The sequence below is a fragment of the Mycobacteroides chelonae genome (genome assembly GCF_016767715.1).
Classification (GTDB): Bacteria; Actinomycetota; Actinomycetes; order Mycobacteriales; family Mycobacteriaceae; genus Mycobacterium; species Mycobacterium gwanakae.
Map to the genome: position 1 here is coordinate 3,055,700 of NZ_CP050145.1, position 14,597 is coordinate 3,070,296.

Consider the following 14,597-nt stretch of genomic DNA (forward strand, 5'->3'; position numbering starts at 1 on the left):
TAAGAACACTCTGTTGATGTGAGGCTGCCCATGACCGTGAACAACGACACCGACCCGCAGCTGGAGCAGCTGACCCGTCGTATCGAGAATCTGCGCGAGAGCGATCCCCAGTTCCGCGACACCCTGCCCGACCCCGCGGTCGCCCAGCAGGTGTTGCGCCCAGGCCTACACCTCTCCGAGGCCATCGCAACCTTGATGACCGGATATGCCGCGCGCCCCGCACTGGGCGAGCGGGCACGTGAATTGGTCACCGACCATGACGGCCGGACCATCCAGCGTCTGCTCCCCCGTTTCGAAACCACCACATACGGTGAATTATGGTCCCGGACAACATCTGTCGCCGCGTCGTGGCACCATGACCCAGCCCACCCGGTCAAGGGTGCCGATCTGGTGGCGACCCTGGGATTCACCAGCATCGACTACACCGTGCTGGATCTGGCGATCATGATTCTCGGCGGAGTGGCAGTGCCACTGCAGACCAGCGCGCCGGCTTCACAGTGGACCACCATCCTTGCCGAGGCCGAACCCAACACCCTCGCCGTCAGCGTCGAATTGATCGGCGTGGCACTGGAATCCGTACTCGCGACCCCCTCGATCAAACAGGTCGTGGTGTTCGACTACACCCCTGAAATCGATGCGCAACGCGAGGCCTACGAGGCCGCCGGGGCACGGCTTGCGGGAACCGGTATCGCCATCGAAACACTCGAAGCGGTGATCGCCCGCGGCTCCGATCTTCCCGCGGCCCCGCTCTACGCGCCATCCCCCGGCGACGATCCGCTGGCACTGCTCATTTACACCTCCGGAAGCACCGGGGCCCCGAAGGGCGCCATGCACAGTGAAAACATCGTGCGCCGCTGGTGGATTCGCGAAGACGTCATGGCTGGCACCGAAAACCTGCCCATGATCGGCCTGAACTTCATGCCGATGAGTCACATCATGGGCCGCGGAACACTTACCTCCACCCTGTCCACCGGTGGCCTCGGCTATTTCGCCGCATCCAGCGACATGTCAACACTTTTCGAAGACATGGAGCTGATTCGTCCCACCGCTCTTGCCCTGGTCCCCCGGGTCTGCGACATGGTCTTCCAGCGGTTCCAGACAGAGGTGGACCGTCGCCTGGCCGGTGATCGCACCGCCGATGCGGATGCGGTGGCCGCCGAGGTCAAGGCCGAGATCCGCAACGGCCTCTTTGGTGGCCGCGTGCTGGCGGTCATGGTGGGCTCTGCGCCACTGTCCGATGAGCTGGGCGAGTTCATCGAGTCCTGCTTCGAACTTCATCTGACCGACGGTTATGGATCCACCGAAGCCGGCATGGTGTTCCGCGATGGAATTGTGCAACGGCCCCCGGTCATCGAGTACAAGCTCGTCGATGTGCCCGAGCTGGGCTACTTCTCCACCGACCAGCCGCATCCACGGGGCGAGCTGCTGCTGAAGACGGACGGCATGTTCCTCGGGTACTACAAGCGCCCCGAGGTCACCGCGGGCGTCTTCGACGAGAACGGTTTCTACATGACCGGCGATATCGTCACCGAGCTCGCACATGACAACATCCGGATTGTCGATCGCCGCAACAACGTTCTCAAGCTGTCCCAGGGCGAGTTCGTCGCGGTCGCGACCCTGGAAGCCGAGTACGCCAACAGTCCAGTGGTGCATCAGATCTACGTGTACGGCAGCAGCGAGCGGTCCTACCTGCTGGCGGTCGTCGTACCGACACCTCAGGCCGTCGCCGCCGCCAAGGGTGACGAGACGGCACTCAGGGCGACCATCGCCGAATCCCTGCAGGACATCGCCAGAGAGCTGCAGTTGCAGTCCTACGAGATCCCGCGCGACTTCATCATCGAGCCGCAGCCGTTCACCCAGGGCAACGGACTGCTGACCGGTATCGCCAAGCTGGCTCGCCCGAACCTCAAGGCACACTACGGCGATCGTCTGGAACAGATGTACGCCGACATCGCCGAACAGCAGGCCGCCGAGTTGCGCGAGCTGCACAGCGTCGATCCCGACAAGCCTGCGCTGGAAACAGTACTCAAGGCCGCGCAGGCCTTGCTCGGCGCCTCGTCGGCCGAGCTGGCCGCGGACGCGCATTTCACCGATCTGGGTGGCGATTCGCTCTCGGCGCTGTCCTTCTCAGATCTACTGCGGGACATCTTCGGTGTCGAGGTTCCCGTCGGCGTCATCGTCAGTGCCGCCAACGACCTCGGCAGTGTCGCGCAATTCATTGACGAACAACGTCATTCAGGCGGTACACGTCCCACCGCCGACACGGTGCACGGTGCCGGGCACACTGAGATCCGCGCCGCCGACCTGACCCTGGACAAGTTCATCGACGAGGCCACCCTGCGTGCCGCCCCCGCGCTCCCCAGGGCGACCGGAACCCCACAGACCGTGCTGCTCACCGGCTCGAACGGTTACCTGGGCCACTATCTGGCCCTGGAATGGCTTGAGCGCCTGGACAAAACAGACGGCAAGCTGATCGTCATCGTTCGCGGAAAGGATTCCGACGCCGCGTACCGCCGCCTGGAAGAAGCGTTCGACACCGGCGACGCCGGACTGCTGACGCATTTCCGCGCACTGGCCGACAAGCACCTGGAGGTGCTCGCCGGCGATATCGGTGACTCGAACCTGGGACTGGATGCCGACACCTGGCAACGCCTGGCCGACACGGTCGACGTCATCGTGCATCCGGCAGCTCTGGTGAACCACGTGCTGCCCTACCGGCAGCTATTCGGCCCCAATGTCGTTGGCACCGCGGAAATCATCAAACTGGCACTGACCACCAAGATCAAACCCGTCACCTACCTGTCGACGGTGGCGGTCGCGGCGTACGTCGATCCGAGCACCTTCGATGAAGAGTCCGACATCCGGCTCATCAGCGCGGTGCGCCCCGTGGACGAGCTCTATGCGAACGGATATGGCAACAGCAAGTGGGCCGGCGAGGTCCTGCTGCGAGAGGCACACGACCTGTGTGGCCTGCCGGTCGCGGTATTCCGCTCCGACATGATCCTGGCCCACAGCCACTACACCGGCCAGCTCAACGTCCCCGACCAATTCACCCGACTGATCCTGAGCCTGATCGCCACCGGCATCGCACCCGGCTCGTTCTACCAAGCACAGGCAACGGGCGATCGCCCACGCGCGCACTATGACGGGCTACCGGGTGACTTCACTGCCGAGGCGATCACCACGCTGGGCACTCAGGTGCCGGAAGGCCCGGAGGCGTATGTGACCTACGACTGCGTCAATCCGCATTCCGACGGCATCTCGCTGGACAACTTCGTCGACTGGCTCATCGACGCCGGATACCCCATCCAGCGCATCGACAACTACAGCGACTGGTTCGACCGCTTCGACACCGCCATCCGCGGCCTGCCCGAAAAACAGAAACAGCACTCCCTGCTGCCACTACTGCACGCGTTCGAGCAGCCCTCCGGTGCCGAAGACCACGGCGTGGTTCCGGCCAAGCGTTTCCAGCACGCGGTGCAAGCCGCCGGAATCGGTCCGGTCGGGCAAGACGGCACCACGGATATTCCGCATCTGTCGCAGCAGTTGATCGTCAAGTACGCCACGGACCTGGAACAGCTCGGGCTCCTGTAGGTCCAGGTGAGCCCGCGCACTTACAGAATCCAGGGTTTCGTAAGCTGCCCGATATGACGATCGAAGCCACCGCTGCCAATACCAAGGAAGCACGTCGTCAGCGGTTGGTTGACCGTGTCAGGCGGCTCTTCACCGAGGATCCACAGTTCCGGGCCGCCAAACCCGATACTGCGGTAGACGCCGCGGTCGCCGCGCCCGGTCTGCGGCTCGCTCAGGTAGTCGCCACCATCATGGATGGATACGCCGATCGGCCGGCCCTCGGGCACCGGGTGCAGGAACTCATCACCGATGAGACAGGTCGGTCGGCACTTCGTCCCCTACCTGAGTTCGAGACCATCACCTACGGGGAACTGTGGGGCATGGCCCGCGCACTGGCTTCGGCGTGGCATCACGACCCGAGTACTCCGGTGTGCGCGGGCGACTTCGTCGCGATGCTCGGCTTCACGAGCGTCGACTACACCGCGGTCGATCTCGCGTGCATCCATCTTGGCGCGGTGGCGGTACCGCTGCAGACCAGCGCGGCCGCATCGAACTGGACCGCAATCCTCGCCGAATCAGAGCCTTCGGTACTGGCGGTGAGCGCCGAGTTATTGGATGCGGCAATAGAATCAGCGCTCGTCACGCCGTCGCTGCGGCATATCACGGTCTTCGATTACCACCCCGGTGTCGATGCGCAGCGCGACAGTGTCGAGTCGGCGCAACACCGGATAGCCGAGGCCGGCCTACAGATCTCGGTCGAGGTGATGTCCGCGGTGATCGGGCACGGTCGTGCCCTTCCCGAGGCGCCGTTGTTCACCGCCGAGGACGGCACCGACCCGTTGGCGCTGGTGATCTATACCTCTGGAAGCACGGGCACCCCCAAGGGCGCGACATACACCGAGAAGATGGTCGCCAAACCATGGCTAAGGGCCGACACCCTGAGCTCCAAGGCCGAGATTCCGTTGATCAACCTCAACTTCATGCCGATGAGCCATGTGATGGGACGCGGCAGCCTGGTCACGGCCCTGGCCTGTGGTGGTCTGGCGTACTTCGCGGCATCCAGCGATATGTCCACCCTGTTCGAAGACATCACCCTCACCCGGCCCACGGTGGTGACGCTCGTTCCCCGCGTGTGCGACATGCTCTTTCAGCGATACCGCAACGAAGTCGAACGCCGTGCGGGGCTGGACTCCGCGGCCGACCTGGCCGCCCTCGATGCCGAAGTCAAGAGCGATATCCGTGAAAACCTTTTCGGCGGACGCGTTTTGACAATCGTCTGCGGATCGGCACCATTATCCGAAGAACTGGCGGCATTCATCGAATCCTGCCTGGACGCCCGCATCACCGACGGCTACGGCTCCACCGAGGCCGGGGTCATCGTCCGGAACGGACGCATCCAGCGTCCCCCCGTCATCGACTACAAGCTGGTCGATGTGCCCGAGCTGGGCTACTTCTCCACCGACAAGCCGTACCCGCGAGGTGAGCTGCTGGTGAAGGCCGAGTCCGTGTTCGGTGGCTATTTCAAGCGCCCCGACGTCACCGCCGATGTGTTCGACCCGGACGGTTACTACAAGACCGGGGATATTGTCGCCGAGCTGGAACCCGACAAGATCCAGATCGTCGACCGGCGCAACAACGTGATCAAGCTTTCCCAAGGCGAGTTCGTCGCGATCGCCAACCTCGAAGCCGAGTACGCCAACAGTCCACTGGTGCAACAGATTTGTGTCTACGGAAGCAGCGAGCGATCCTACCTGCTGGCCGTGGTGGTACCTACCGCCGAGGCTTTCGAGCAAAGTCATGGAGATGACGAACTACTCAAACGCCTGATTGCCGAGTCGCTACAGCAGGTCGCCCGCGAAGCCGAGCTGCAACCGTACGAGGTACCGCGCGACTTCCTGGTGGAGACCGAACCGTTCACCGCCGCCAACGGCCTATTGACCGGTATCGCCAAGCTGGCCCGGCCGAAGTTGCACGAGAAGTACGGCGCCCGTTTGGAACAGCTGTATTCCGATATCGCGAGTGCCCAGGCGCTCGAACTACAAGCCCTTCACGCCGCCGGACACGAGGGCAAGCCGGTCCTTGAGACCGTGCAACGTGCGGTCACAGCATTGCTGGGCCTATCCGTAGCCGAGGTGGACCCGGACTCGCACTTCATCGACCTCGGCGGCGATTCCCTTTCGGCCCTGTCCTTCTCAGATCTACTGCGGGACATCTTCGGTGTCGAGATTCCCGTCGGCGTCATCGTCAGTGCCGCCAACGATGTGGCGGCCATCGCGAACATCGTCGAAAGGCACCGCGACTCGGGATCACTCCGGCCCACCGCCGAGTCCGTGCACGGCGCCGGGCACACTGAGATCCGTGCCGCTGACCTGACCCTGGACAAGTTCATCGACGAGGCTACCCTGCGTGCCGCCCCCGCACTCCCGAGGTCGACGGGGGCCCCGCAGACCGTGTTACTGACCGGAGCCAATGGCTATCTAGGACGGTTCCTGGCCCTGGAATGGCTTGAGCGCCTGGATAAAACCGGCGGCAAGCTCATCGCTGTCATCCGCGGCAAGGACTCCGACGCCGCCTACCGGCGCCTGGAAGAAGCATTCGATAGTGGCGACGCCGGACTGCTGACGCATTTCCGCGCACTGGCCGACAAGCACCTGGAGGTGCTCGCCGGCGATATCGGTGACCCGAACCTGGGACTGGATGCCGACACCTGGCAACGCCTGGCCGACACGGTCGACGTCATCGTGCACCCGGCGGCCCTGGTGAACCACGTGCTCCCCTACAACCAGCTGTTCGGCCCCAATGTCGTTGGCACCGCGGAAATCATCAAACTGGCACTGACCACCAAGATCAAACCCGTCACCTACCTGTCCACCGTCGCCGTGGCGATCTCGGTGGACCCCAAGGTGTTCGACGAGGACTCCGACATCCGCACCATCAGTGCGATCAGGCCCCTCGACGACGGATACGCCAACGGATACGGCAATGCCAAGTGGGCCGGCGAGGTACTACTGCGGGAAGCACACGACCTGTGCGGCCTGCCGGTCGCGGTATTCCGCTCCGACATGATCCTGGCCCACAGCCACTACACCGGCCAGCTCAACGTCCCCGACCAATTCACCCGCCTCATCCTGAGCCTGATCGCCACCGGCATCGCACCCGGCTCCTTCTATCAGCCACAGGCGACGGGCGATCGCCCACTTGCCCACTATGACGGGCTACCCGCCGATTTCACGGCATCGGCGATTACCTTCCTCGGCATCGCGGTCGCCGCGTCGGAAAGCTTCCACACGTACGACTCGGTGAACCCACACTCCGACGGCATCTCGCTGGACAACTTCGTCGACTGGCTCATCGACGCCGGATACCCCATCCAGCGCATCGACAACTACGGCGACTGGTTCGACCGCTTCGACACCGCCATCCGCGGCCTGCCCGAAAAACAGAAACAGCACTCCCTGCTGCCACTACTGCACGCGTACCGGTATCCGCAGCACGCACACAACGGTGCATTCCTCCCCGCCATTAGGTTCCGCGAGGGTGTTCAGGCCGCCCAGAACACCGACATTCCCCACCTCACCCGGGATCTCATCGTCAAGTACGCCACGGATCTGCGGCAGCTCGGACTGCTGTAGACGCACGAATTTCTGTGCGCCGCTTTCAATTCCGGCTTGATACCGCCGAAAGCCCGGATCCAGAATGAACCGCGGTGTTAGGGTCCCGCCATGGGACAGTGGTCACGCAACGAGCTGCAGAGCATGTTCGACCATCACCTTCGGGTGGTCGATGAGATCGGCCCCAAGGGCGAGTGGGCCAAGTACGCGGATCTTTTCGCCGAGGACGCCAGTTACATCGAACCGACCTATGGCACCTTCGAGGGCCGGGAAGCCATCCGCGAGTCCATGGTCAAGACCATGTCGGAGTTCCCCGGGGCTGAGATGCCGCACTACTTCTCCAACTGGCATGTCGTCGACGAGGAACACGGCTGGGTCATCTGCGAGCTGGTCAACCGGATGCGAGACCCCGGCGACGGAAGTATCTGGGAAGCAACAAATATCAGCATCTTTCGCTATGCCGGCGACAACCAGTGGGCCAACGAGGAAGATGTCTACAACCCGATGCAGTTCATGACAGCGATCCAGGGTTACGTGCAGCGCAGCAGCGAGCTGGGTTCGTTGTCCCCCGCCGCCCAGACCTTCGGGAAGAACATGGGCTGGCTCGGCTAGCTCGTGGCCAGGAACCTGCCCGCCTTGACCGTGCTGCCGAAGCCGTCTACGAACGTGCCGTAGGAGTACACCCGCTGGCCACCGACAACCGTGGCCGCGATCGCCTTGTCGTTGCGGCACACCTGCCGGGACACTCCGAACTCCTCCATATACTGTTCGTGGTAATCCTCCAGCGAATCATCAAGGCCCGCAGGATCAATCACCGCGATATCGGCGGTGTCGCCGATACGCAGGCGCCCGGCGTCCAGTCCATACCATTCACCGAGTTCGCCGGTAAGCCGATGCACCGCGGCTTCCAGCGGCATGAACGGAGCACCCGCCTCTCGGGCCTCTTTGACACGCTTGAGTAACCGCAGCCCCGCGTTGTAAAAGGACATGTTGCGCAGGTGCGCCCCGGAGTCGTTGTTACCCAGCTGGAAATAGCGGTATTTGATGGCCTCGTTGAGCACATCGGTTCGGTCATTGGCGATCGTGGTGTGCCAGCGCACCTTTCCGGGGTACTCGGACACCAGGTCCAGGAAGGCGTCGACCGGCTGCACCCCGCGCGCGTCGGCCACCTGACCGAACGACTTGCCCACCACAGATTCATCGGGGCACCCGACGATCTCGGTGTCGTACATGTCGCGGTTCCAGGCCACCACTCCGTATTTCTGGGCCATCTCCTTGCGGAACCGGCGACGATATCCCTCATCCTTGATCAGGTCGACCCGCTGGAGCTGATCACGAATATCCAATGCCGCCGTGCCCGAGGCGAACTCCTCAAAGATCACCAAATCCATACCGTCGGAATACAGATGGAAAGGCACCGCCAGGAGCTGGAAGTTCACCTGGGAGCGCAGCAGCGGGTTGAGGCCACCGGTGGCCGCCTTGAGAAGCTTGATCACCGACCTGTTGCTCTTCAGATCGAAGGCCGCCAGAAGCGTGGTCTTGAGCGAACGACGCCACGGGCGCGCACCGCTGAGCAGGAAGTGCATGACGGTCTCGGGGCGCTTCTCCACGTCGAGATTCGACTGCACCACGGCGCCACGCCGGCGCACCACGTCATACAGTGCGCCATACTCGCGCCAGGTCGCGTAGGTAGACGGCAATTGCCGACCGGCAAACCGGGTGCCCTCCAGCTTGGAGAAGCGCAGCCGGTCGGTGGACAGGCCGACGAAACCCGCGTCGAGCGCATCGGTCACCATCGTGCGCATCCGCGCCAGTTCCTCGGATGTGGGACGCTCGTCGTAATCGGTTGCCCGCGCAAGTCCCATCACCGCGGCACGGATATCAGAGTGTCCGATCAGCGTTGCGACATTGGCGCCCAACGGAAGTGACTCGATGAACGTGCGGTAGCCGCGTGGCCCGTCCCAATCCTTGTGCTCCTTGAGCGCCGAGTGAACCGCGTCCCACGGCAGGGCCTCCACCCGGGCGAATAGATCTGCGACATCCTCGGGATCGGCGTACACCGCGGACATGGAGCAGTTGCCGTAGATGACAGAGGTGACACCGTGCCGCACCGACTCGCCCAGTCCCGGACTGACCAGCACCTCGGCGTCGTAGTGGGTGTGCACGTCGACCATACCGGGAATGACCCACTTGCCGTTGGCATCGATGACCTCGCCGACCTCGGCACTCGAAAGATCTGGTGCCATGGCCACCACTTTGCCGCCGCGCACCCCGACGTCCAGCACTTGGCCAGGCGCACCCGTCCCGTCGAACACCAGGCCCCCGCGTACCAGCAGGTCAAATGTCGCCATAGTCGATCCACCTCATCCGATCAGCAGGTCCTCAGCTTATCCCTGCTGATTCATGCCCACCCGTGAAGGCCCGGCTGCGCCTTCGCGGGTGCGCCACAACGCGCGAGGCCCTTGCTCACGCATCGAAGAAGATGTGCACCCGATCGGATTCCGGGAGCGTCTGGCACGCCAGCGTGAACCCCTCGGCCACCTCGCTGTCGATGAGAGACTCGTTCATCAGCATCCTCGTCTTGCCCGATCGCACCGAGCACATGCAGGTGGCGCAGGCGGATTCGCGACACACGTACGGCGCGTCGATGCCCGCATCCAGCAACACGTCGAGCAGCTTCTTACCCGGCGGCCAGTCCAGAACGTGTGTACTGCCGTAGATTTCGACCTCCAGGACGGTGCTCCCGGCGACATCGCTACTGGCGACTCGGATCGCTTCGGCCGTCACTGGCCCACCGCGCGACGACCCGGCAGTCGATCATTCAGCTCACCCTCAGAACCGAAAAGGATTCCCTGCCACTTCTCGAGCAGCTCCTCGGTATCCACATCGTCCGGATGGAATCCAGGCCGCATGTATTCGGCAATATCCCGCATCAAGCCCTTGACCAGCGGGCCGCGGTACACATCGATGGTCTGCCGCAGCACCGCCAACGGCTTCCATCCACTCGGATCGGTGAGGATCGATGCCAGAACGGCCAGCGTCATCAAGGGCAGCGTGCCCGCCCAGATCAGTGACATCACACCGATGCGTACCGACTCCGGGCCACCCACCGAGCGATACACATCGAAGGCGACCGACTTATGCTCCATCTCCTCCATGGCGTGCCAGTTCAGCAGGTGGTGAATCTCTTCGGACATCGGAATCTCTTGTAGCTCAGCACTGGAAAGCACCCGCTGAGCCAATACCGCCGTGTAGTGCTCGGCGGCCGCCGTCATGGCCAGGTGCGCAATTTTGGGTGCGCGTTTCTCCAGCGCGATGAGGAACTTCTCGCGCCGGCTGCCCTCCTCGAAATTCATGATCCGAACCAAGGGGTAGCCCATATCGATGATCTTCTCGTTGAGCTTGCGATGTTCACGGCCGTGCATGGCCTCCTGCCCGATGAAGCCCGCGACCCGCTTCTTCAACACCGGGTCGGTGATCTGATCGGCGTAGTTGCGCACGGACCTGATGAAGGATTCCTCGCCGGGAGGAAACGCACCGGAAAGCAGCGAAACCAAGTGACTGAAGACGATGTCGCCCTCGACATAGTGCTTCTTCATGGGAACCGGCTCACCGAACCGGAAGTTCATCCGGCGCACCTTGGGCAACTCGCGCGCCGCGACACCTCGCCGGCCCTGCTCGACAACAGCCATGACGGAACTCCTTCCTGAGACGTCTCCATTGACGTCTGACCTGGCGATTCACGATAGTACTCTGAGTACTACTGGTAGTATCCATATCGCACCGCGTGAGCACAATAGGCAGCAGACGCGTGTCGTCCGAACCGGCGAACCACGGGCCTGGCACACGTACCATCACTGGTGATGAGAGGCGTGGAGAGTGTGAGTACAGCCATCGCGTCGAAAGTCGGCCCCGGCGCCGCGCGGCGTGGCGACCGCCGCAAGGTTGCCCGAGAAGAGTTGTTAGACGCCGCTTTTCGCGCCATCGACGCGACCGGCTCCACCGTCAGCATGGACGATATCGCCCGCGAGGCCGGAGTCGCCAAACCCAAGCTGTATCGGTACTTCGAAGACAAGGCCGATCTGCACAGCGCCGTACTGGAACGCGTGCAGGACATGGTGTGGAACGCGGCCATGGACCGGATCAATCTGATGACCGACTCGGCTCGCGAGTTGGTTGAGCATGGTGCCAACGAGTACGCCCGAATGATCTCCGATCACCCGAACGTGTTGCGCTTCATCGTGCATGGTCACTTCGTCAATTCCAGTGACGGCACCGAGCGTCTGGTGGAGACCGCGCAGCAGATGACGCACGACATCGCGGAGATACTGTCGAACGCGATCGACGACGAGACGGTGGACATCGACGATGCCGACCTTGCAGTCACCTCTGCCGCGGGCGCCATCGGCACCGCCACCGAATGGTTCCTGGGCCCCAATCAGCAACGTGCCGAACCAATGCCTATCGAGAGGTTCGTGGAGTACCTGACCACCGTGCTGTCCGGACTGGCCGCCTCCATCGCCGAGTTCAACGGCCTGACGCTTGATCCGGACCAGCCGCTACATCTGGCATTCACCAGCACACGCGGGGGCACCGCATGACCGACGGGGTACCCCTGGCACGCATCACCCGCGGCCGGGCGCTGGGCAAGCTGGCGGCCGGGCAGGCGGTGCGTACCGCAAGCAATCGCATCTCCATGATCGGGCGATCCGAAAAGGCGCGCGCGCTGCTCGCGGAACGATCCACCCTGCAGGCTGCCGATCAGCTCGTAACCGTGCTCGGCAGCCTCAAAGGTTCGGCGATGAAGCTCGGCCAGCTGCTTTCGATGCTGGAAGTCGACATGGTGCCGGAGGCCCATCGCGAACGCTTCCGGCAGAAATTGGCCCGGCTGCGCGATCAGGCTCCACGTGAGCCCTTCACGGTGATGCTGCCGATCATCGAGTCCAATCTGGGCAAGCTGAACAAGAACTTCCGCGATTTCGACGAGACTCCGGTCGCCGCGGCGTCCATCGGCCAGGTATACAGGGCAGTGCTGCACGACGACCGCGAGGTCGCGGTGAAAGTCAAGTACCCTGGCGTGGACGACGCGGTACGCGCAGACATGCAGAATCTTGCACTCTTTACCAAGTTCTGGCGCAAAGCGGTACCGACGCTGTCGAATTCGGCCTTCATGGAAGAGATCTCCATGAATTTGGAAAGCGAACTCGATTACCTGCGAGAGGCACGCACGCAACACGAGATCGCCGAACGCTATCGCGGACACCCCTTCATCGTGATCCCCGACTGTGTCTCCGAATTGTGCACATCACAGGTTCTCGTGACGGAGTTCCTGGACGGCCAGTCGTTCCCTGTCCTGCAGACGCTCCCCGACGACGAGCGCAACCGGATCGGTGAGCTGATTTTCCGGTTCTATATCGGATCGCTGTTCCAGGACAACGACTTCTGTGGCGACCCGCACCCGGGGAACATCCTGCGGGCGGCCAACGGCACCCTGGGATTTGTGGACTTCGGCTTGTACAACCGGATGAACCCCGAACACGTTGACTTCGAACGACACATCATGCGCGCCGCCACCGAGGGCCGCGCCGAGGACATGTATCAGGCGATGGTGGCGCGCGGGATCATCGACCCGCATGCAGACGTCAGCCCTCAGGACTGTCTGGAGTACTGCCACGCGGCTTCGGGGTGGAACCTCGTCGACGAGGAGATGACCATTACCCCGGAAATTGCCTCCAGTGCAATGATTCTCGCCGTCGACCCGCGTTCCGGCGAGTTCTCCGGAATGCGCCGCCAAAACCTGCCTCCCGAGCACATCTTCTCGCGCCGTGCGGATTTCTACACCTTCGGCGTACTCGGACAGCTCAATGTCACCGGCAACTGGCATCGCATCGCCCGCGAATGGATCTACGGCGAGCCACCCGCCACGGAGATCGGAACCGCCATCGCCAAGTGGCGCGCCGAGCGTTAGCGCAACAATCCGTCGATCGCGCGGCCGAACATCCACTGCCCGCCCATCTTCGCCAATCGGTCGAAGACCCGGGGCAGACCTCGAATGTTCACACCCTCGGTCCAGATCACGCGTGCACCACTGCCCTGGGCACGTACCTCGATCTCGGCCCACCCCAGGATAAGGCTCCCCGTCTTCTCCAATCGGCAACGGCCGGGACTCCCCGAGCGCGGCGGCTCCCATCGGGTAACTGTCATCGGGTCGTCAAAACCTATGGCCCCTAGCCCTGTTCGCCCCACAAATGTGGTGCCGACCCGCGCCGGCGGATCGCTCGTCACCGACACCGTTGTCAGCGGGATGTGCTCGCTATGCCGCGGCCAGTCGGTGATACGCGCGAACGCTTCGGCGACGGGCAGCGCGGTGGTGCGCTCTATTCGGAGAAGGGCCATAAGCCAAACAACTTCGAGGTGGCCTTCTGTCTGCGCAACGCAATGATGGTGTCCGCCAAAGTTTCTCCCGGATCGCGGTAGGTTATCCCGAGTTCACGCTCGCTGGGCGAGTCGTCAGACGCGGGCATCTGTGTGTAGTACTGCATGCCTGCCTCGGTCATCGGGGTACCCAGCGGCACATACCGGCCGAGCTGATCCATCACCGTTCCCGCCACACGCAGCACGGAATCAGGCACCGGAACGGCCAGCACCGTGCTGCCTGCCGCCTCGGTCAACAGATTCACCAGCTCATCCACCTCCAGCCGATAGCCCCCCGCGGTATAGCGCCGGGGGCCGTGCCCGGTCTCCAACAGAGCGGCGTGCAACGCGGCCAGGTCCCGGACGTCGACCACCAACCATGCCGCACTGCGTCCCGGGACCGACCTCATCAACAGGGCCCAGCGCACGCCCTCGGCCGCCTCGCCGAACTGATCCCCGGCGGGAGGGCCGAGCACCATGCCCGGGTAGGTGATGGTCACCGGTGCGCCAGCGGCCTGCAGCTCGCGCACATAGAGCTCGACCCGCGCCTTGGACTGCCCGTATCCGTCGCTGCCTCCCGCCGCGGGCAGGTCGGCCGCGAACGTCCGCAGACCGGGCCGGAACAGCGCGGTGATGCTCGAAACGTGCACTATCGGGTCCAGACCACGATCAACAGCCGTGCCAAGAACGTTCTGGGTGCCCTCCAGATTGATGGCCATCATCCGATCGGCCTCGGTGGGATCGGTGCTGACCATGGCGGCGCTGTGCAGCACCGCATCGCACCCGTCGAGCGCGGTCTCGACCGACTCCCGGTCGGTGATATCGCCGACGGTGTAGTCGGATACGTCGACCCCCAGCATCGCCACCGTGGTGTGCAACCGGGCTTCCTTACGCACCAGAAAACGGACCTGATGCCCGGCATCTGCAATAGCCTTCGCCGTCCATCCGCCCACGAATCCGGTACCGCCCGTGACCAATACGCGCATCCTCACGTCCCCT

The 14,597-nt window shown here is 63.3% G+C and carries 10 protein-coding genes; 5 read left to right on the forward strand and 5 right to left on the reverse strand.

Going from position 1 to position 14,597, the window contains the following annotated elements:
• Positions 1 to 30: 30 nt before the first annotated feature.
• The 3 genes from car (HBA99_RS14955) (at position 31) to HBA99_RS14965 (ending at position 7,796) form a co-directional block, all read left to right on the forward strand.
• Positions 31 to 3,594 (forward strand): carboxylic acid reductase, encoded by a 3,564-nt coding sequence (gene car, locus HBA99_RS14955; RefSeq protein WP_070952717.1) that lies wholly within the window; start codon positions 31 to 33, stop codon positions 3,592 to 3,594.
• A gap of 53 nt (positions 3,595 to 3,647) precedes the next feature.
• On the forward strand, positions 3,648 to 7,205 hold the full coding sequence (gene car / locus HBA99_RS14960; protein ID WP_070952716.1) for a carboxylic acid reductase: 3,558 nt from the start codon (positions 3,648 to 3,650) through the stop codon (positions 7,203 to 7,205).
• 90 nt (positions 7,206 to 7,295) lie between these two features.
• Positions 7,296 to 7,796: a nuclear transport factor 2 family protein gene (locus HBA99_RS14965; RefSeq protein ID WP_070952715.1), complete on the forward strand. Its 501-nt coding sequence runs from the start codon at positions 7,296 to 7,298 to the stop codon at positions 7,794 to 7,796.
• Here HBA99_RS14965 and HBA99_RS14970 read toward each other — a convergent pair.
• From HBA99_RS14970 to HBA99_RS14980, 3 genes are all read right to left on the reverse strand, one after another.
• Positions 7,793 to 9,535 carry an N-acyl-D-amino-acid deacylase family protein gene (locus HBA99_RS14970; RefSeq protein WP_070952714.1) on the reverse strand — a complete coding sequence of 581 codons (1,743 nt, stop codon included), beginning with the start codon at positions 9,533 to 9,535 and terminating at the stop codon, positions 7,793 to 7,795. The two genes, HBA99_RS14965 and HBA99_RS14970, sit on opposite strands and share 4 nt — an antisense overlap.
• A 115-nt stretch (positions 9,536 to 9,650) precedes the next feature.
• On the reverse strand, positions 9,651 to 9,971 hold the full coding sequence (locus tag HBA99_RS14975; protein WP_030093746.1) for a 2Fe-2S iron-sulfur cluster-binding protein: 321 nt from the start codon (positions 9,969 to 9,971) through the stop codon (positions 9,651 to 9,653).
• The gene (locus HBA99_RS14980; RefSeq protein ID WP_030093747.1) at positions 9,968 to 10,876 is read right to left on the reverse strand and encodes a metal-dependent hydrolase; all 909 of its coding nucleotides are present in this window, start codon (positions 10,874 to 10,876) and stop codon (positions 9,968 to 9,970) included. The genes HBA99_RS14975 and HBA99_RS14980 overlap by 4 nt, the downstream gene beginning before the upstream one ends.
• A gap of 180 nt (positions 10,877 to 11,056) precedes the next feature.
• Here HBA99_RS14980 and HBA99_RS14985 point away from each other — a divergent pair, with 180 nt between their 5' ends.
• On the forward strand, positions 11,057 to 11,785 hold the full coding sequence (locus tag HBA99_RS14985; RefSeq protein WP_030093748.1) for a TetR/AcrR family transcriptional regulator: 729 nt from the start codon (positions 11,057 to 11,059) through the stop codon (positions 11,783 to 11,785).
• Positions 11,782 to 13,152 carry an ABC1 kinase family protein gene (locus HBA99_RS14990; RefSeq protein WP_070952713.1) on the forward strand — a complete coding sequence of 457 codons (1,371 nt, stop codon included), beginning with the start codon at positions 11,782 to 11,784 and terminating at the stop codon, positions 13,150 to 13,152. Before HBA99_RS14985 ends, HBA99_RS14990 begins: the two co-directional genes overlap by 4 nt.
• Here HBA99_RS14990 and HBA99_RS14995 read toward each other — a convergent pair.
• Positions 13,149 to 13,580, reverse strand: coding sequence for an SRPBCC family protein (locus tag HBA99_RS14995; RefSeq protein ID WP_070952712.1), 432 nt, complete (start codon positions 13,578 to 13,580; stop codon positions 13,149 to 13,151). The genes HBA99_RS14990 and HBA99_RS14995 overlap by 4 nt on opposite strands.
• Positions 13,562 to 14,584 (reverse strand): SDR family NAD(P)-dependent oxidoreductase, encoded by a 1,023-nt coding sequence (locus tag HBA99_RS15000; protein WP_070952711.1) that lies wholly within the window; start codon positions 14,582 to 14,584, stop codon positions 13,562 to 13,564. The genes HBA99_RS14995 and HBA99_RS15000 overlap by 19 nt, the downstream gene beginning before the upstream one ends.
• Between the last annotated feature and the right edge of the window lie 13 nt (positions 14,585 to 14,597).

Coding starts and splice junctions, on each gene's coding strand:
- car (WP_070952717.1), top strand. CDS start 31: ATGACCGTGAACAACGACACCGACCCGCAGCTGGAGCAGCTGACCCGT.
- car (WP_070952716.1), top strand. CDS start 3,648: ATGACGATCGAAGCCACCGCTGCCAATACCAAGGAAGCACGTCGTCAG.
- HBA99_RS14965 (WP_070952715.1), top strand. CDS start 7,296: ATGGGACAGTGGTCACGCAACGAGCTGCAGAGCATGTTCGACCATCAC.
- HBA99_RS14970 (WP_070952714.1), bottom strand. CDS start 9,535: ATGGCGACATTTGACCTGCTGGTACGCGGGGGCCTGGTGTTCGACGGG.
- HBA99_RS14980 (WP_030093747.1), bottom strand. CDS start 10,876: ATGGCTGTTGTCGAGCAGGGCCGGCGAGGTGTCGCGGCGCGCGAGTTG.
- HBA99_RS14990 (WP_070952713.1), top strand. CDS start 11,782: ATGACCGACGGGGTACCCCTGGCACGCATCACCCGCGGCCGGGCGCTG.
- HBA99_RS14995 (WP_070952712.1), bottom strand. CDS start 13,580: ATGGCCCTTCTCCGAATAGAGCGCACCACCGCGCTGCCCGTCGCCGAA.
- HBA99_RS15000 (WP_070952711.1), bottom strand. CDS start 14,584: ATGCGCGTATTGGTCACGGGCGGTACCGGATTCGTGGGCGGATGGACG.